This window comes from Sphingomonas sp. MMS24-J45 (assembly GCF_044881195.1).
Classification (GTDB): Bacteria; Pseudomonadota; Alphaproteobacteria; order Sphingomonadales; family Sphingomonadaceae; genus Sphingomonas.
This window is the reverse complement of the sequence record NZ_CP173255.1, coordinates 7,501-24,181: the sequence shown is the minus strand read 5'-3', so window position 1 is coordinate 24,181 and position 16,681 is coordinate 7,501. Positions and strand designations below refer to the sequence as shown.

Annotated in this window: 17 protein-coding genes (1 of these 17 cut by a window edge); 9 read left to right on the top strand and 8 right to left on the bottom strand. The window is 63.8% G+C overall.

Translation table 11 applies throughout. The annotated features are described in order from the left end of the window. Nucleotides 1-2: 2 nt before the first annotated feature. From AB5I39_RS00120 to AB5I39_RS00110, 3 genes are read right to left on the bottom strand one after another with little or no spacing between them, the layout of a single operon-like run. A complete protein-coding gene (locus AB5I39_RS00120; RefSeq protein ID WP_404369761.1) occupies nucleotides 3-569 on the bottom strand; it encodes a TetR/AcrR family transcriptional regulator in 567 nt (188 codons plus the stop codon). Nucleotides 570-577: 8 nt separating this feature from the next. Beyond that, complete coding sequence (locus tag AB5I39_RS00115) at nucleotides 578-2,269, bottom strand: sulfatase-like hydrolase/transferase (protein WP_404369760.1); 1,692 nt, start codon at nucleotides 2,267-2,269, stop codon at nucleotides 578-580. After that, nucleotides 2,266-2,652 carry a hypothetical protein gene (locus AB5I39_RS00110; protein WP_404369758.1) on the bottom strand — a complete coding sequence of 129 codons (387 nt, stop codon included), beginning with the start codon at nucleotides 2,650-2,652 and terminating at the stop codon, nucleotides 2,266-2,268. Before AB5I39_RS00110 ends, AB5I39_RS00115 begins: the two co-directional genes overlap by 4 nt. 254 nt (nucleotides 2,653-2,906) lie before the next feature. Here AB5I39_RS00110 and AB5I39_RS00105 point away from each other — a divergent pair, with 254 nt between their 5' ends. Together AB5I39_RS00105 and AB5I39_RS00100 are read left to right on the top strand one after the other, a co-directional pair. Then, nucleotides 2,907-3,854 (top strand): MBL fold metallo-hydrolase, encoded by a 948-nt coding sequence (locus AB5I39_RS00105; RefSeq protein ID WP_404369756.1) that lies wholly within the window; start codon nucleotides 2,907-2,909, stop codon nucleotides 3,852-3,854. 112 nt (nucleotides 3,855-3,966) lie between these two features. Further along, nucleotides 3,967-4,344 carry a hypothetical protein gene (locus tag AB5I39_RS00100; protein ID WP_404369754.1) on the top strand — a complete coding sequence of 126 codons (378 nt, stop codon included), beginning with the start codon at nucleotides 3,967-3,969 and terminating at the stop codon, nucleotides 4,342-4,344. A gap of 12 nt (nucleotides 4,345-4,356) precedes the next feature. Here the strand turns inward: AB5I39_RS00100 and AB5I39_RS00095 are convergent, their stop codons facing one another. The 5 genes from AB5I39_RS00095 to AB5I39_RS00075 all read right to left on the bottom strand — a co-directional run bounded on the left by AB5I39_RS00095 (nucleotide 4,357) and on the right by AB5I39_RS00075 (nucleotide 9,690). Continuing rightward, on the bottom strand, nucleotides 4,357-4,773 hold the full coding sequence (locus tag AB5I39_RS00095) for a DUF1330 domain-containing protein (protein WP_404369752.1): 417 nt from the start codon (nucleotides 4,771-4,773) through the stop codon (nucleotides 4,357-4,359). Between the two features lie 5 nt (nucleotides 4,774-4,778). Further along, nucleotides 4,779-5,687, bottom strand: coding sequence for a haloalkane dehalogenase (locus tag AB5I39_RS00090; protein WP_404369750.1), 909 nt, complete (start codon nucleotides 5,685-5,687; stop codon nucleotides 4,779-4,781). A 73-nt stretch (nucleotides 5,688-5,760) separates the two neighbouring features. After that, nucleotides 5,761-6,666: a formylglycine-generating enzyme family protein gene (locus tag AB5I39_RS00085; RefSeq protein ID WP_404373929.1), complete on the bottom strand. Its 906-nt coding sequence runs from the start codon at nucleotides 6,664-6,666 to the stop codon at nucleotides 5,761-5,763. Nucleotides 6,667-6,734: 68 nt separating this feature from the next. Further along, entirely contained in the window at nucleotides 6,735-9,104 is a 2,370-nt protein-coding gene (locus AB5I39_RS00080) for a putative bifunctional diguanylate cyclase/phosphodiesterase (protein ID WP_404369749.1), read from the bottom strand. Between the two features lies 1 nt (nucleotide 9,105). After that, entirely contained in the window at nucleotides 9,106-9,690 is a 585-nt protein-coding gene (locus AB5I39_RS00075) for a methylamine utilization protein (protein WP_404373927.1), read from the bottom strand. A 147-nt stretch (nucleotides 9,691-9,837) separates the two neighbouring features. Here AB5I39_RS00075 and AB5I39_RS00070 point away from each other — a divergent pair, with 147 nt between their 5' ends. From AB5I39_RS00070 to AB5I39_RS00040, 7 genes are all read left to right on the top strand, one after another. Then, entirely contained in the window at nucleotides 9,838-10,716 is an 879-nt protein-coding gene (locus AB5I39_RS00070) for a DUF3034 family protein (protein ID WP_404369747.1), read from the top strand. A 14-nt stretch (nucleotides 10,717-10,730) separates the two neighbouring features. Next, complete coding sequence (locus AB5I39_RS00065; protein WP_404369745.1) at nucleotides 10,731-11,195, top strand: group 1 truncated hemoglobin; 465 nt, start codon at nucleotides 10,731-10,733, stop codon at nucleotides 11,193-11,195. Nucleotides 11,196-11,657: 462 nt separating this feature from the next. After that, nucleotides 11,658-11,873, top strand: a complete 216-nt coding sequence (locus AB5I39_RS00060; RefSeq protein WP_404369744.1) for a hypothetical protein — start codon at nucleotides 11,658-11,660, stop codon at nucleotides 11,871-11,873. A 52-nt stretch (nucleotides 11,874-11,925) separates the two neighbouring features. Beyond that, nucleotides 11,926-12,975: a hypothetical protein gene (locus AB5I39_RS00055; protein ID WP_404369743.1), complete on the top strand. Its 1,050-nt coding sequence runs from the start codon at nucleotides 11,926-11,928 to the stop codon at nucleotides 12,973-12,975. Further along, entirely contained in the window at nucleotides 12,968-13,978 is a 1,011-nt protein-coding gene (locus AB5I39_RS00050) for a hypothetical protein (RefSeq protein ID WP_404369741.1), read from the top strand. Before AB5I39_RS00055 ends, AB5I39_RS00050 begins: the two co-directional genes overlap by 8 nt. Then, nucleotides 13,975-15,402, top strand: a complete 1,428-nt coding sequence (locus AB5I39_RS00045; protein WP_404369740.1) for an aspartate aminotransferase family protein — start codon at nucleotides 13,975-13,977, stop codon at nucleotides 15,400-15,402. Before AB5I39_RS00050 ends, AB5I39_RS00045 begins: the two co-directional genes overlap by 4 nt. A gap of 3 nt (nucleotides 15,403-15,405) precedes the next feature. Next, nucleotides 15,406-16,681: the 5' portion of an aldehyde dehydrogenase family protein gene (locus tag AB5I39_RS00040; RefSeq protein ID WP_404369738.1), read on the top strand. The gene runs 206 nt beyond the window's last position; the window shows 1,276 of its 1,482 coding nt (coding positions 1-1,276); the start codon lies at nucleotides 15,406-15,408; its stop codon lies beyond the right edge, outside the window.

The window sequence follows — 16,681 nt, the reverse complement described above, 5'->3', positions numbered from 1 at the left end:
CGTCAGTCGCGCGACAGCCGGTCGATCTCGCCGAGAATGATCGCGCGCGCCTGATTTGGCGAAAGCTTCTGGTCACCGCGGAGGCGCTGCCACACGTCGAAGCTCAGCAGCAGGTCGATCGTCTCGACCAGGCTGGTCTGCGCCAGCTTCTCCTCCGGCAGGATCGACAATAACCGCGTCCGCATCAGCGCGACCATCCGATCGTGCTCTTCCTGAATCGCGCGCGATGCGTGGCGATGGGCGTCGGCGGCGCGCTTGAACGGGAGCAACGTTTCATACGTCGCGAGCCGGCGCTCGGCGCTTTCGCGCAGCTGCCCGCGCCAATCCGTGGAGGAAAAAGGAGCCAGGCCATGCACATAGTGGCGCGTCAATTCGGTCGTCATCGCGGCATAGAGCGTTTCCATATCGGCGAAATGCCGGAATACGGTGCGCAGGCCGACCGACGCCCGCCCGGCCACCAGCTCCGCGCTTGGCGTGATATGGCCTTCCTCGACCAAGGCCAGCATCGCCGCAACGATCCGGTCGCGGCTGGTCTGGGCGCGTTTGCGACGCCCGTCGGTTTCCTGCATCGTTATCCCTAGTTCGACCAATAGATATACGTCTCGCCAGCCTTCGGTTTGGTGCCGAGCGGACGATCGATAGCAATGGGCGAACGAATGAGCGAGGGCCAGGCAGGCTTAACGCTGTCGCGATCATGCGCGTCGAGCAATTGCGACAGGCGCGCGACGACATCGGGGTGCGCGGCGGCAACATCGTGCTGCTCGGTCGGATCGCTCTTCAGATCGTAGAGCAGTTTGACATGCGGCAGGTCGAGCGCCTGCAATTTCCAGTCGCCATCGCGCACGACCTTGTAGCGGCCGCTGCGCCAGAACAGCGTGTTGTGCGGTGTCCCGGTCGCCTTGCCCTGAATGTAGGGGAGCAGATTGACGCCATCGATTGCCCGGTCGTGCGGCAGCGTTGCACCTGCGCTGCCGCCTGCGGTCGCGAAGATATCGAAATGGCTGACCGGGCCGGCGAGGGTGGTGCCAGCCTTGATCTGCGCGGGCCAGCGCATGAAGAAGGGCACCTTGAGGCCACCTTCGAAGAAGGTCGCCTTCCACCCGCGATACGGCTTGTTGATGTCCGGCAGGCCGATGTAATGCGCGCCGCCATTGTCGCTGGTGAAGATGACCAGCGTGTTCTTGTCCAATCCCTCGGCCTTCAGCTTGGCCATCACCCGCCCGACCCCGCGATCGAGCGCGCGGATCATCGCGGCATAGACGCGCGTGCGGTGGTCGGCGATCTGGGGCAGGGCGTCGTAATCGGCCTTTGCCGCCTGCAGCGGCGTGTGCGGCGCGTTATAGGCGAGATAGAGGAAGAAGGGCCGGTTGCGGTTGGCGGTGATCGTCGCCTCGGCCTGCGTCGTCAGATAATCGGTCATGTACCGATCGGGCCGGAACGGCTTGCTGCCGTTATACTGCACGCTGAACGGCAGGTTGGCCCACAGGAATTTATCGATCGGGTCGAAATCCTGCACCGAATTGACGACGTCCGGGCTGTCGTCGAGCAGATACTTCTGCCCGCCGATCATGAAGCCCAGGCTCTCGTCAAAGCCATGTTGTTCCGGCCGCATTCCCTTGGTGTCGCCCAGATGCCACTTGCCCAAGTGAATCGTGTGATACCCGCGGCCGCGCAGCATGTCGGCAATGGTGATCTCGCTGGCGGGCATCCCCTTGTCGCGCACCGGGGGCAGCTTTGCAGCATCCTCGTCGAAAATCGTCTTGTGCTCCCACGTCGTCGGGAAGCTCGCGATCGTGCGGGAGAAAGCAGCGTCGGTGCGGATCAGGCTGGAGGGGAACCAGGCCGGCGGATGCACGTCGGCGGGGGTGAATTCATAGCCGAAACGTGTCGCATAGCGCCCGGTCATCAAGGCAGCCCGGCTCGGCGCGCACGTGGCATTGCCGGCATAGCCATTGGCGAACGACGTGCCCTGCCGTCCCAGCGCATCGATATTCGGCGTCTTGACGATCCCGCCCGCGACGCCGCCGCCGTTGAAGCTGATGTCGTTATAGCCAAGGTCGTCCGCCACGATCAGCACGATATTGGGCGGGCGCTGATCGGCGGGCTGGGCGGCGACCGCTGGCCCCTTTTGCCAGGTCACGGGGTGATTCTCCTCCACATGCGGGGCGATCCAGCCGGGCAGGTGCAGGAAGATATAGCCCTTGGCGGCATAGCCCGCGAACGCCAGCGCCGCGACCGAGGCGAGCGTGATCTTGACCCAGCGTTTCATCGTCCGCCCTCCCGATCGAAGTTGCGCCAGCCGATCGCGACGATCGCGATCATCACCGCTTCAATCACCATCGGCGGAAAGGCTTTGGCCGGCGCTCCGTCGGCGAACAGGCTGATCGCGCGGCCAGTGATGGCGATGCTCAACAGACAGAGCGGAACCAGTAGCGGGCTTCGCCACGCCCGCCAGGCGGCGACGAGCGCGAAGATGCCGCCAGTCAGGAAGAAGGCGGTGAAATCGGCCCGCATCGTCGCCAGACCTTGCGTGCCGAACGATGTGAGGAAGAAGGCCAGGCCCATCTGCGCAGGATCGATCAGAAACGCGATCCCCAGCAGGATATTGAACACCGCCGTCAGCCCGACGAGCCCTCGCAATATGCTCCGCATCCCGGCATCCCCTCTACCATTTCGAAGCAGACTAGCACCGTTCGGGAAGAGCGCAATCTTTCGGCATTGATTATGCCACATTAAACGGGCAGTCTGTTTCAGCGAGGGGGAGAAACGATGCGAACTGCCGGGATCCTCACGACCGCGGCCATAGCCTTGCTGGTCGTCGGCGCGGCGCTGCTCTGGGGGAGATCGGCGCCGCGCTGCTCGGTGCAGTGTACCAACAGCGCGCTGGCGTCGACACGACTGCGGATTTGCCCGACGGACTGCACGTCGCCTTGTGCGGCACGGGCGCACCCTTGCCCGATCCGGGCCGCGCCGGGGCGTGCACCGTCGTGATCGCAGGCAAGCATATCTTTGTCGTCGATTCGGGCGAGGGGGCGGCCAAGCACATCGCGCTGATGGGCATCCCCAACGGGCGGATCGAGGGCGTCTTCCTATCACACTTCCATTCGGATCATATCGACGGGCTGGGCCCGATGATGTTGCTGCGCTGGACCGGAGCCGAGGCGACCAAGCCGCTGCCGATTTATGGCGGGGCGGGGGTCGAGCGGATCGTCGCTGGCTTTAACGCCGCGTACGCGACCGACGACGGCTATCGCACCGCGCATCACGGACCGAAGATTGCGCCGCCCACGGGCGCGGGTGGCGTGCCGGTTAGCTTCACTGCGCCGCCGCGCGGGGCGCTCGGCGCGGTCGAGGTGTATCGCGCGGGCGGCCTGCGCGTCACCGCCTTCAGCGTGGAGCATGGCCCGGTGGAGCCAGCTGTCGGCTATCGCTTCGACTATAAGGGTCGTTCCGTCGTGATCAGTGGCGATACCGCGGCGAGCAAGGCGCTGGTCGCCAACGCCAAGGGTGTCGATCTGCTGGTGCATGAAGGGCTGCAGCCCGCACTCGTCAAGCGCATGACCGTCGCGTTGGTCGCGCGGCATCAGGAGGGGACGGCGCAAATCACGCGCGACATCCTGACCTATCATACCTCGCCCGAGGTCGCCGCGCAGGAGGCGCAGGCGGCGGGGGTGAAGCATCTGCTCTTCACGCACATCCTGCCGCCGGTGCCCTCGCGGCTGGCCTATCCCGCTTTCCTGGGGCGCGCGCGGACCCTCTATGACGGGCCGATCACCGTCGGGGAGGACGGGATGCTTTTCAGCCTGCCGGCCAACAGCCGCACAATCGACTTCGCGAGGCTGGCCGTGAACTGAGGCAACCTGGCACGTCGCGTGCCAAAAGGCTTGCGCCGCGCCGCAGCTTCGCTTTTAGGGGCATGGTCGGGTGCGGCGTTGCGCAGGAAGCCCGTCGGGAATGGGCTGTCGCATGTTTCGTCTCGATTATGATGTCGCGATCAATGTTCTGACGATTCATGTCGAAGGGTTCTGGACGCCGGAGATGGTCCCCGAACTGAGTGCTGCCTTGCTGCAAAAGGCACAGGCGCTGAAGGTCTCGGGCCGATCTTTCGACGTGCTGGTCGAATTGCTCGACTTTCCGGTGCAATCGAACGAGGTCGCCGATCTGCTGACCGGCGTCATGACGGCGGGCTTTGCTTATACGTCGGGGCGCGCGGCCGTGGTGGTCGGGAGCCATCTCAACAAATTGCAGGCTGAGCGGACGCTGGTTCACCCGCGGCTCCGCGTGTTCCGCTCGCTGGACGAAGGACGGGCCTGGCTCGCGGGGTTTCGTGCCGCTGCCGCCTGATCGCACCGCCGCTCAGCCCGTCGAGAGCGGCTTGGTCCGGATGTTCAACTGTCCCTCCAAACCGGCGAGCCGGTGCTTTTCGATCGCCTGGTATTCGGGCGACTGCACCATCGCCAGCATCGCCGCGCGACTGGGATATTGAGCCAGCGCGACCATGTCCCACGGCTCGTCCATCTGCCCCAGCATGAGCTCGGTCACGGCACCGGCGAAGATCGACTTTCCCCCGACGGACGCGAGGCACGCCTGCACCGCTGCGCCATAGCGGGCATAGGCCTCACGCCCGGTCAGATGCGCATCGCTGCCATCGGCATATTCGGCGCGCGGTTTGAAGCGCAGCAGATTGACCATGACGAACGGACCATCCTCTTCACCACCGAAGAATGCGGCCAGTTGTTCGGGGCCGGGAAAGACGGCGTTGGTGACGTTCATGCGAGTTAGCCTTGGTTGGAGCGGATGAAACTGTCGATCAAAGCGCAGATCTGCACGGGAGCGTCTTCTTGCAGGAAATGACCACCGCCGGAGATGATCGTATGAGGCTGGCCCTTGGCGCCGGGGATGCGATCGATGAACACCTTTTCGCCGCCCTTGGTGACCGCGTCCTGATCGCTGAACGCGGTCAGCACCGGCTTGTCGAACTGTTCGAGCACTTTCCACGCAGCCTGGTTTTCCGCGACCGAGGGATGCTCCGGCGTGATCGGCACGAGCTTAGGAAATTCGCGCGCGCCTTCCTTGTAGCTTTCATCGGGGAAGGGCGCGTCATAGGCGGCGATCTCCTCGGGCGAGAGGTCACGCGCGGTGCCGCCATTGACGATGAAGCCGACAGGAAATTGCGGCACGTTCTGGCTGAAGGCGAGCCAGGCGTTAAAGCCTTCGGATGATCCGCTTCCCGTCGGCAGGCCGGTGTTCGCCACCACCAGCCGCGCGAAACGCTCGGGAAAGGCGGCGACCAGACGCAGCCCGATTAGCCCGCCCCAATCCTGGCAGAAGAGCGTGATTTCGGTGAGGTCGAGCGCGGTAAGCCACGCGCTCATCCAGGCAACGTGGCGTTCGTAGGTATAATCGCTGCGGGCCGCGGGTTTGTCGGACTTGCCGAAGCCGATCAGGTCCGGCGCGATCACGCGGTGCCCGCGCGCCACCAGATCGGGCACGAACTTGCGGTACAGATACGACCAGCTCGGTTCGCCGTGCAGCAGCAGGATCGGTGCGGCATCGCGCGGACCTTCATCGACATAATGAATCCGCAGGTCGGTCCCGTCCGCGTCGGTGACGGTCTGATAGTGCGGCGCGAAAGGATAGTCGGGCAGCTTTTCGAAGCGATCTTCGGGTGTTCTCAAAACCTCCATCGCTCACTCTCCTGCCACTGTCATTATATTGGCATGTAAAGTGCCAAAACTAATCAGCCGCGTCAATCGCGTGTTACGGGGCCTCGTCTCGGACGAAGCGGACGCCGATATGGTCGGTCCCCATGCCGCGTTCCTCGAACTGGCGGGCGGCGGGGCGATAGCGCGCGCAATAATTGCTGGCGCAGAGATAGGAGCCGCCTTTGATCACGCGGCTCACGCCGCCCGGTCCGGCCGGGGCGCTGGTCCACTCCCACACATTGCCGATCATGTCGTAAAGTCCGAACGCGTTCGGCTTGAAGCACCCGACCGGCGCACGATTGCGGTAGCCATCGAGCGCAAGATCGCGCGCCGGGAACGCGCCCTGATAATAATTGGCCTGCGGCGTGCCATGCGTATCGACCGGTTCGGGCAGCACCGGACTTCCGGCCAAAGCGGCATATTCCCACTCCGCCTCGCTCGGCAGGCGCTTGCCCGCCCATTTGGCGTAAGCGAGCGCGTCGTCATAGGCGATCTGCACCACCGGCTCGCGCTCGCGCCCGGCGATCGACTCTGCCGGGCCGGAGGGATGCCGCCACTCCGCCCCCACCACCCAGCGCCACCAGCGCGGATCGCGCTCGTCGGGTATGGCGAAGACGGCCGAGCCGGGCTGGCGCATCTCGGGCGGCGCATCGGGCAGGGCAGGCGGGGTGCGTTCCGCAACGGTGCGATAGCCCGTCTTGGCGACGAAGGCCGCGAATTCCCCATTGGTCAGCTCGTGCGCATCGATCCAGAACGGCTTGACCGTGACCGTTCGCGGTGGCCCCTCCTCGGGATATTTTGGGTCGGCTCCCATCGTGAAGCTGCCGCCGGGCAGACGAATCATCGGCGCGGCGCGCAAATCCCTACAGGCGGCGCGTTGTTCATGCGGCGCGGCGGGCGAGCATCCGGCGAGGGCGATCAATGCGATCACCGCAGCCAGCGCTATTGTCTCGTTGCCCATCGTACCCGCCCCCTTGCGCGAACGAGGCGGCACCGCGGCGGTAAAGTCAATCCGCCGCCGGTGCTTCGTCAGGCGACCGCCGTCATCGGCCCAGCGATCATCGCCGGCACGTCGCGCGCCTCGATCGGGCGGCTGAACAGAAAGCCCTGAATGCTGCTGCAGCCTTGGCCACGCAGGCGGGCGAGCTGGTCGCAATCCTCCACCCCCTCTGCGGTCGTTTCCATGTGCAGCGCGCTTGCCAGATCGACGATCGCGCGCACGATGGCAGCCGAGCTGTCGTCATGGGCGACCGAATTGACGAAGCTCTTGTCGATCTTGATCTTGTCGAACGGGAAACTGCGTAAATAGCTGAGCGAGGAATAGCCCGTCCCGAAATCGTCGAGCGCCACGCGCACCCCCATCGCGCGCAATTGGTGCAACAGGGTGACGACGCTGCTCTCGCCCTCCAGGAACACCAATTCGGTGATTTCAACCTCAAGCCGGTTGGGCGTGAGGCCGCTGCGTGACAGAGCCTGGAAAATGACGTTCTGAAAGCCGGAGTTGCGAAATTGGAGCGGCGATACGTTGACCGCAACGCGGACGTGCTCGGGCCAGGCGGTCGCCTGGCGGCATGCCTCCTGCATCACCCAATCGCCGATCGCGATGATGAGCCCGGTATCCTCCGCGACCGAGATGAACTCGATCGGCGGCACGTTGCCGCGCTTGGGATGTTCCCAGCGCAGGAGCGCCTCGAACCCGCCGATACGGTCTTTCTTCAGGTCGAAAATTGGCTGAAAGGCGAGTCGAAATTGGCCGGATTGGAGTGCTTCGCGCAGATCGAGTTCAAGCTGGCGGCGTCTGCGCGCGGCGGCATCGAGCGCCGGTTCGAAAAAGCGAAACACGCCGCGCCCGTCCTGCTTCGCGCGATACAGCGCGAGATCGGCATTCTTGAGCAGCGTGTCGGCATCCGTGCCATCGTTCGGTCCTACCGCGATGCCGATGCTCGAGCCGGTCGCGATCTGATGCCCATCGACGTGCAGCGGCTGACACAGCGCGTCGAGAATCGATTGCGCCAGCGCGCGGGCGCGATCGGAATCGGCGCTGTCATCGAGGATGATCGCGAATTCGTCGCCCCCCAACCGTGTGACGAACCCGTCGCTCGCCAAGCCGCACAGGAGTTGGCCGACCTGCCGCAGCAGCGCATCGCCAACCGGATGGCCGAGCGAGTTGTTCACGCCCTTGAATCCGTCGAGGTCGAGGCACAGAATCGCGACGCTTTCCCCGCGCTTGCTCACGCGCGTCAGAGCTGTATCTAGCTGCTGCCGGAAATTGATCCGGTTGGGCAGGCCGGTCAGCGAATCGTGAAATGCCAGATGCGTGATGCGGTGTTCGCGCTCGACGATCCCGGCCGACATCAGGTTGAAGCTGTGCGCCAGCCGACCGACCTCATCGTCGCTTTGTACGCTGAGTTCGGTGCGATTACCTTCTTCCAAAGCCCGCGCCGCCGCGTCCAGTGCAGCGATCGGGCGGGCGATGTCATTCGCCAGACGACGGCTGCCGAGCAGCACCAAAATCAGGCCGACGATGCCAGCCAGCGTTATGCCGATCTGCATCGTGCGATACGGCGCCATCGCCGCCGTCCAGGGATAGCTTAGCAGCAGCACGGCTTCTGGCGCGCCACTCGGCCCGGCCAGCGGCTTGGCAAGCGCTGCGGCCCAGCCATTGGGCAGATACAGCGCACCCGGTGCGCGCTCGCCTGCAATGGCACGTCCGACGAACATATTCAGGGCAGCATCTTCGCGTGCCAGTCCCGCCACCCCGCGCCAGTGGCCGCCAGCCCCGCGTTGCAGGATCGTCGCCGTCAGCGGGATCGCCGAAAGTCGCTGCAACGACGCCATCTCGCTCGCGTCGAGCGGAAGCGCGAAGATCACCCAGCCGATCTCCATCGGTGCCAGCACCGGCGACACGATCAGGCGAAAGGCCCCCTTCCTGGTTGCAATCACCGCATCATGCCGACCTGCGGCCAACGTGCCGGGTACGGTCGCGACCGCCTGGCGCAATTCGGGCAGTCCGTGCCCGATCACACCGCCGGTCGGATCGACGAAGAACGTCTGCGGGACGTCGGCACGTGCCGACAGGTTGGCGAGCGCCGATTCGATCGTTGGCCGGTCGCCGCTCGCCACCGCCGAGCGAAATCCGAAATCGCGCGCCAGGACAGAGGCGCTGTCGCCCAGCGATTGCGCGCGCAACGCCCAGATCCGGTCATAGACACTGCCGCTCGTACTCAATTCGGCACGCACCGTGTCGCGCGCATTCTTCATGATGACGATCTGCGAAATGCCCGCGATGCTCAACAGGCATAGCGCAAACAACATCCCGTACAGCACCACCAGACGGGTGCTCAGCCGGCGGAACCGCCAGGCGGGCAGGGCACCGCGCAAACGCTGCAAGGGGGCCATTTCAGCGGCCCCGGATCGTATAGGTCGTGTTATAGCCGGACGCGTTAACCGTGGCGGGTTGCGACTGCATATTATCGGGCGTGCGGATCGTCGGATGCCAGATGCGTAAGGCAGCCGTCCCCGCTGGCACGCCGTTGATGACGGCGCGGCCATTGGCATCGGTCTGCACCGCGAAGGGCGTGTCGACGACCATGATGAACGCGTTCATGGCATCATGAATATTGCAGCCGAGTGCGACCGGACCGACCTTGTCGAAGACGATCGAGCGCGTTTCGTCCTTGCCGTACAATTTCAGGTCGAAGCGCTTGGCCTTCGAAAACGAATAGACATGGTGTCGCACCTTGTCCCGGTTCGGGAAGGTGACGGTGGAGCCCACCGGCACGATCAGCACATGCGGTGCGAACGTGATGTTCTTCTGTGCCATTTCATAGGCATAATCGAATTTGATCGGGCCAGCCGGTTTTCGCGGTGTGTCGACCAGCACGATCGCACCGGCGAGAGGTTTGCCATCGGGGCCGCGCACATCGACCGTGACGGTCGCCGCGCTTGCGATTTGGGGGATCAGGGAAGCCGCCGACAGGGCCATGACGAACAAGCAAGAAATACGCATGACGCTTCCGATAGCCGCGAATGGTAGAGGATTGATGAAACGGCCTTTCCCGAAAAATTAACGATATTTGGCTAGCGGTCGATGCGTGGCGGGCGCAGCGGCTCGTCGCGCGTGGGATCTGTAATGAAGCGTCTTTTCTACCATCTCCTTCTTCTGATGATCGGCATGGCGATCGTCACGCCAGCCAACGCGCGCGAATTGCGCCCGGGCGGCAAATTGCTGCTAACGGGCGGCGTCTCGACCGTCGAAGGGTCCGCTGGCGGCGGGCTCGCCACCTGGTCGCTGATCGCGGGGAACGAGACCGACGCCGGCATTGGCGGGACGGCGCACGCGACGATCGTGGCGTTGCCGGATTTCGATCTCAAAAGCATCGGCGGTGCGATCGGTATCCGTAACCGCGTCGAACTGTCCTACGCGCATCAAGTCTTTGACACGCGTGGGGCAGGGGCGGCGCTGGGTCTTGGCCGCAATTTCAAATTCGCGCAGGACGTGTTCGGCGCGAAGGTCCGCCTGATCGGTGATGCGGTGTACGATCAGGATACGCTGATGCCGCAAATCTCGGTCGGCGTGCAATATCGCCGCGCGGCGAAGGCTGAGGTGATCGCGGCGGTCGGCGGCAAGCACGCCCAAGGTACCGATTTCTATCTCTCCGCCACGAAGGTCGTGCTGTCGAAAAGCCTCGTGCTCGGCGCAACGGTGCGCTTTACCAAGGCCAATCAGTTCGGCCTCTTGGGCTTCGGCGGCGACAGGAGTGATACCTACCATCCGCAGTTCGAAGGGTCTGCGGGCGTGCTCGTGTCGCGGCGTCTGCTGGTCGGCGCGGAAATTCGCACCAAGCCGAACAATCTCGGTTTTGCGCGGGAACAGAAAGCGTATGACGCCTTTGCCGCCTGGCAATTCCAGCGGCATTTCAGCGTCACTGCGGCTTACACCGATCTGGGCGACATCGCGACCGTCAAGCGGCAGCGCGGCGCGTTTCTGTCGCTTCAGGCCAGTTTCTGAATTTCGAGGTTCCCATGCTTCTTCTCGCTCTAGCGCTCGCGCTCCAGACCACGCCGCCGGGCGAAGACCCGGTCGATCCCTACGTTCAAAGCAACGCCAATGCCGGGGCCGTGCCGTTCAAGGGGGGCGCCATGCTGACCGCGTTTCACGGGAAGGCTGGGATCGACCGTATCGCCGACGATCTCGTCGATCGGATCAAGGCCGACCGGCGCATTGCCGAGATTTTGAAAGGCCAGGACGAAGTCCGCCTGCGTCGTCTTTTAAAAGAGCAGTTCTGCTACATCCTCAACGGGGGTTGTGCTTATAGCGGTCGGACGATGAAGGCCGCTCACAAGGATCTCGGTCTTCAAACTGCCGATGTCGGCGCGCTGGTCGAGGATCTGCAGGCGGCGATGCGCCAAGAAGGCGTGGCGTTCTTTGCGCAGAACCGCTTTTTGGCAAAATTGGCCCCCATGAAGCGCGACGCGGTCGAACGTTAAACGACCAACGCGCGGAGCCCTGGCCCCTTCGCATCAAGAAGATGGCGGAAGCCGTTGGCCGCGAAAACAGGACTTACGGATATGGCGTGCGAGCGAGGGTGTTTGTGCAACGGGCGGCACGCCAAGCGGCGACCGACAATGTGCCGATATACGCGGTCCCGCGCGCCAAAGACCACCGGTGCGCCTCCGATCGCGACATGTTCGGCATGGTCCAGCCGCCGATTGCCACGCGCAGGCTCCGGAAAGTCCGCCCCGGTACGATATCGGGCCTTCCACGCAAGTTCTGCTAATAAAAACTTGATCGATAGTTGTGTCACGCCGGTATTTGTTAATAAAATCGCCGTTTCGAACAAATATATATTCGTAATGGTGCAAGATGTTGCTGCAAAGTATATCAAACTTGAAGTTTTGAACTGATTTTGACTAGACTGCAAATCAACCAGGTGATCTAATTGGGGTGAGGTGGCAGCGTATCTACCTCGTGCAGCAAAAGAGGAGGAGATCATCGTGGAAAGGAAGCCTCTCGCGGAAGACGAGATTATTGTTCACGTGCCGAAAGGTACGAAGCCGCATGTGCGTATCGAAGAAGGTGAAAATCTTCCCAACGAGATCACTGTGCAGGTCAGCAAGAAGCGCAAAGCGTCCGTGCGCCCGGTGCTCGGCGTAATCGTCAAGTAACAGGAACGGAGCCTCGGGGTCTGCACCCTGGGGCTCCAGCCGGGAGATCCGAATGGATAGCCAGCAAAATGGCGTCGCGGGTAATCCGCGGCTCGCGTTCGACCTGACGATCGTATCAGGCGAGCGAACGGTTTGCCTCGAACGAGGCGAGGACGTCTTTGAGATTGCCGGATTGCCGCCCGCTGCGGTCCGGGCGGCCCTCGATGAAATGCGTGGCGACCGCCAGCTCGACAGCATCGCCCTAGCGAGTGGGCTGAGTCGCTCCCAGCTATTTGCCTTGTGCAATGCACTTGCCGATGCCGGAATTCTGGCGTTTGAGAGCGTCGGCGCTCTCGAACAGGCCGCCACCGGAGATATTGATCCCAAACACTTTGTCGCGCTGTGTGAGGCGCACTTTGCAGTCTGGAAAAATCGCCTGTTCAGCGGGCCGCTGTGGACGTCGCTCGCCAGTGGAGACGCAACGCGCCCCGTGTTTATCGGCTGGCTTATCGAAAGCTATTTCTTCATCGAAGCAGCGACCGCGCGATTGCCGATCGCGATCGCCGCAGCGCGCCCGCTCGCCGTCCGTCAGCTCTTCGCCAAGCACTTCAGCGAAGAATATGATCATCATCACTTCTTCCAAACCGGACTCGAAGCGGCCGGTATCGACCGAGCGATGCTGGCGGCACGAACACCCTTGCCCAGCACGGTCGCGATCCGAAATCACATGCGGCACGCGGGCCGTCTTGACCCGCTCGCTTATGCCGCGTGTTCGGGCTTTCTCGAATCGACGGGCGAAGACCATGATCGCGCACATGAGTTTTTCGAGCGTCTGACGGCCAATTTCGACCGAGCCGGTGCGCCCATTATCGGCCCGCTGGCGGAGCACTCACGGCTGGACGAGCAGTATCAGCATTGCGGTATGCTCCACCTGGTCGCCGAGGCGATCGGTCCCATCACCCGCGCGCGCGCCGAGGCGGCGCTGGAAGCGGCAAGGCTCCTCGTCGAAACGCTTGAAGTCTGGTCGACCGATATCGTGCGCCACTATGCGCGTGAAAGCGGGCTGAGCGGCGGGGTTCGTCGCTACCGCCCGGCACCGTATGAGGAGATGGCGGATGCCTGACATGACCACCCTGATCCTCGATGGTGCCGCAACGCCGCTGCTGCACCGAGATGCCGCCACGCGACTGGCAGGCGACCGCTTGATTGTCGAAACGCCGTTTTGGGAGATCACGGTCGATGATCATGCACAGCCGCTGTCGGCGTTGCTGGATCGTGCCGACGGGACCATAAAGCTCGATGCTTTGGCCGAGGCGGTCGGGCTTGCTCCCGACTTGGCGGCACGGCTGTTGGAGCCGCTGGCGGAGGAAGGCGCGGTGATCGATGCCTCGGCGCCGATCCGCGTTGGAGATGCGGCATTCCTTGATGTGTTCCAGCAGGAATGCCGGCTGATGATGCGCGCGCTTGCCGAACAACCTTTCTGGCGGCGTATCCTGTCCGGTCAAGCGTCACCGACGCTGGTGTTCGGCTGGGGCCTCGAATTCGCGCATTTTGTCGATTCCGCCAACGAATATATGCCGATCGGCATCGCACATGCCCGGGAAAGTGCCGAAATCCGGGAAATCTTTGCGCGGCATTATGTCGAAGAGGCCAACCACGCGGCGATCTTTTTCGATGGTCTGGCGCGTTGCGGGCTTGATCGCGCGCGGATGGCAGCAGCGCCACCGCTCGCCACGACGCGCGCGTTGATCAACCTGCTGGTCGAGCATGCGCTGGAAGGATCGGTTGCCTATGCGGCCGGGTTTGCGGTGATGCAGCCGGAGACCGAGCCGACCGAACGCGGCAACGTCGTTTCGTTCTACGCTGATCTATCGGCACTTTACCCGTTCGCGGCGCCGATGTTCCGCGCCTTCGAACGTCACGCGTGCCTCGATCTCGATCTCGGGCATCACGAGACAGTCTTCAAAAGCTTGTGGAACGCGGGCGGCGTGCCGCTATCCGCGCGACCCCAGGCGTTAAGAGCTGCGCGGTCCGTGGCCGAGGCGTTCACTTTGTTCTTCGAGGGCATCCTTGGTGTTTATGGAACGGCGGGCGCGGAGTTTCCGCGGCGTCCGGCACGAATGTGATCGAAGCCGCGGAGCCCTTTGCGGACTTTTCCGCGGCTCTGCCGGGTTCGCGGCGCTGGCATGGCCGCGCTAGTGCCGGGCTCGCCGGTGGTGCAACGCACGACAGTTGGCGCCTCGCTCCGTTTGCACCGGTGTTTGCGTCTGCGGCGGGGCCCTACAAGACCGATGTCGATGGCAGACGCTATGTCGATCTTTGGATGGGACATGGTTCGCTTATCCTGGGGCATGGCGATACCGAGACGGTTGCGGCGGCATCCGAACAGCTTCGGCGTGGGACGCACCTCTCCGGGCTTACGCCGGCGATGATCGAATGGGCGGAGGCGATCCAGCGCCTGATTCCTTGCGCTGAGCGGGTTCGGTTCACGGCGTCGGGTTCCGAAGCATCGCATCTGGCCTTCCGGGTCGCCCGCGCCGCGACCGGCCGGCGCGTCATGCTACGCCTCGGCGGGCATTATCACGGATGGCATGAGAATTTGCTCACCGGGGTCGCCGAACCGAGTGCGATCGGCCAGGCGGGCGAGGGCGGAGTCGAAATGCTGGCGCATGATGATTTTGCGGCGATCGAAGATCGATTGTCGGCTCGCGATGTCGCCGCCGTCCTGCTCGAACCCGGCGGCGGTGGAAGCGGAGCCCTGGATTGGTCGATCGCGGGCCTTCGGCGGCTTAGGAAGGCGTGTGACCGGACCGGCACATTGCTCGTGTTCGATGAGGTGATCAGCGGCTTTCGGTACGCGCCTGCCGGCGTGCAGGGCCTGAGCGGGGTGACGCCAGATCTTACGATGCTTGCAAAGATCATGGCAGGTGGCTGGCCGGGCGGGGCGCTCGTCGGGCGTGCCGATCCCATGTCGGTCTTTGCGTCTTCCGGGGGCGGCGGCCTACGCGGATCGGTGATTTATGCCGGCACGTTCAACGGGTTTGCGATGAGCGCTGCAGCCGGGGCCGTTACCTTGCGCAAGGTGGCAGACGGGCGCGTGCAGCACGCCGCTGAAGCCGCCGCCCAAGCGCTCGTCGACGCGGTTAACGCAGCGGCCCGTCGAGTCGGGATCGACGCGGGCATGTTTCGCAATAGTTCGACCGTGCATCTCGTGCTGGGGTATCAGGGGGCCGATGTGCCGCTCGAGCCGTCCGCTGAGGCTTTTCAACTGATCGCGACGCAACATCAGGCGCACGCCGAGCTGCGGCGGTATTTGCTCATCGAGGGCGTCGATATGCACACGACGCACGGATGGGTCTCCGCCGCACATGACGATCAGGCCATCGAAACGGCGGCGCGCGGGTTCGCCGCCGCCTTTGAACGCCTGCAGCGGCCCGGCGGCGTTCGTGCGCCGATGCCGTGCCATGAGCGCTGCCACAACCCAGCCTGTGCGGTTCGCAGCCGGGAATTTGCCGGATGCGACCTGCCGCTGGCCGAGCGCGCCGATTAAGCCATGCGAGCGATCGGCTGCTACATCGACGGACGCTTTTCGGTCGGCCGCGGGGATATCATCCACGATGTCAATCCGGCCAACGGTCGCGTTATTGCCCGCGTGACATCAGCCGATGCAGCGCAAATCGAGCTCGCCATTCGTAGCGCATGCGCCGCATCGACGGTGTGGCGGCAGACGCCAGTCGATTTTCGCGCTGGTTTGCTCGGCGCGATTGCCGATGAAATTGATGCCAATGCGGATACGCTGGCCGCGCTTGAAACTGATGACACGGGTCTTTTGCTGAACCTGACGTCGCAGGGTCACGTACCGCGGGCAGCGCACTGTTTCCGCTACTTTTCCGCGTTGGCGGCGGAGCCGGATCAAGCCTTTCCGCTCGACGGGGCTTATCTCACCTGGGTTCGCCGCGAGCCGCTCGGCGTAGTGGCAGTCATCGCCCCGTGGAACGCTCCCTTGGCCGTTGCTGCGATGAACGTCGCAGCCGCACTTGCGCTGGGTAATTGCGTCATTCTCAAACCATCCGAGCGAAGTCCGCTCAGCAGCGACGCCCTCGCGCAGATTATCGATGCGCTCGAGGTGCCGCCGGGCGTGTTCCAAGTCCTACAGGGCGGCGCCGATGTCGGGCGGGCACTGGCCGCGGCGGACGGGATCGATGGTCTTTGTTTTGTCGGGGGCGTCGATGCAGGGTGCGAGGTGATGGCAGCCGGTGCGCGGACGCTCAAACGCGTCACGCTAGAACTCGGCGGAAAGTCTCCGACCATCGTCTTCGGGGATTGCGATGTGGACGCCGCCGTCGACGGCGCGTTGTTATCGGCATTTGGCAGCAATGGCGAAGTGTGCGCAGCCGGATCCAGGGTGCTGGTCGAACAGTCGCTTTACGCGCCCTTTGTCGATGCCCTGGCGAGCCGCGCGTCGTGCATCCACGTCGGCGATCCGCGCGCGGCCTCCTCCGAAATGGGACCGCTCATCGACACGGCGCACCTGGACCGGGTCGAGGCAATGGTCACTGCGGCGGTCGCAGAGGGCGCGCGTATGACCAACCAGGGCGGGCGGGTTCCCGACAGCGGCGGCGCCTATTTCGGGCCGGTCGTCCTTGATCGGGTTACTCCAACGATGCGGATTGCCCAGCAGGAGGTTTTCGGTCCTGTCACCGCCGTCATGCCGTTTGCAGACGAAGCTGAAGCGGTAGCTATCGCCAACGGTACACGCTTTGGACTGCACGCATCGATCTGGTCGAGCGACGTAGCGCGTGCGCTCCGGCTCGCTGGGCAGATCGAGG

Excerpts from the sequence above, each read along its gene's own strand:
- AB5I39_RS00120 (WP_404369761.1), bottom strand. The coding sequence starts at position 569 with ATGCAGGAAACCGACGGGCGTCGCAAACGCGCCCAGACCAGCCGCGAC.
- AB5I39_RS00115 (WP_404369760.1), bottom strand. The coding sequence starts at position 2,269 with ATGAAACGCTGGGTCAAGATCACGCTCGCCTCGGTCGCGGCGCTGGCG.
- AB5I39_RS00110 (WP_404369758.1), bottom strand. The coding sequence starts at position 2,652 with ATGCGGAGCATATTGCGAGGGCTCGTCGGGCTGACGGCGGTGTTCAAT.
- AB5I39_RS00100 (WP_404369754.1), top strand. The coding sequence starts at position 3,967 with ATGTTTCGTCTCGATTATGATGTCGCGATCAATGTTCTGACGATTCAT.
- AB5I39_RS00095 (WP_404369752.1), bottom strand. The coding sequence starts at position 4,773 with ATGAACGTCACCAACGCCGTCTTTCCCGGCCCCGAACAACTGGCCGCA.
- AB5I39_RS00090 (WP_404369750.1), bottom strand. The coding sequence starts at position 5,687 with ATGGAGGTTTTGAGAACACCCGAAGATCGCTTCGAAAAGCTGCCCGAC.
- AB5I39_RS00085 (WP_404373929.1), bottom strand. The coding sequence starts at position 6,666 with ATGGGCAACGAGACAATAGCGCTGGCTGCGGTGATCGCATTGATCGCC.
- AB5I39_RS00080 (WP_404369749.1), bottom strand. The coding sequence starts at position 9,104 with ATGGCCCCCTTGCAGCGTTTGCGCGGTGCCCTGCCCGCCTGGCGGTTC.
- AB5I39_RS00075 (WP_404373927.1), bottom strand. The coding sequence starts at position 9,690 with ATGGCCCTGTCGGCGGCTTCCCTGATCCCCCAAATCGCAAGCGCGGCG.
- AB5I39_RS00070 (WP_404369747.1), top strand. The coding sequence starts at position 9,838 with ATGAAGCGTCTTTTCTACCATCTCCTTCTTCTGATGATCGGCATGGCG.
- AB5I39_RS00065 (WP_404369745.1), top strand. The coding sequence starts at position 10,731 with ATGCTTCTTCTCGCTCTAGCGCTCGCGCTCCAGACCACGCCGCCGGGC.
- AB5I39_RS00055 (WP_404369743.1), top strand. The coding sequence starts at position 11,926 with ATGGATAGCCAGCAAAATGGCGTCGCGGGTAATCCGCGGCTCGCGTTC.
- AB5I39_RS00050 (WP_404369741.1), top strand. The coding sequence starts at position 12,968 with ATGCCTGACATGACCACCCTGATCCTCGATGGTGCCGCAACGCCGCTG.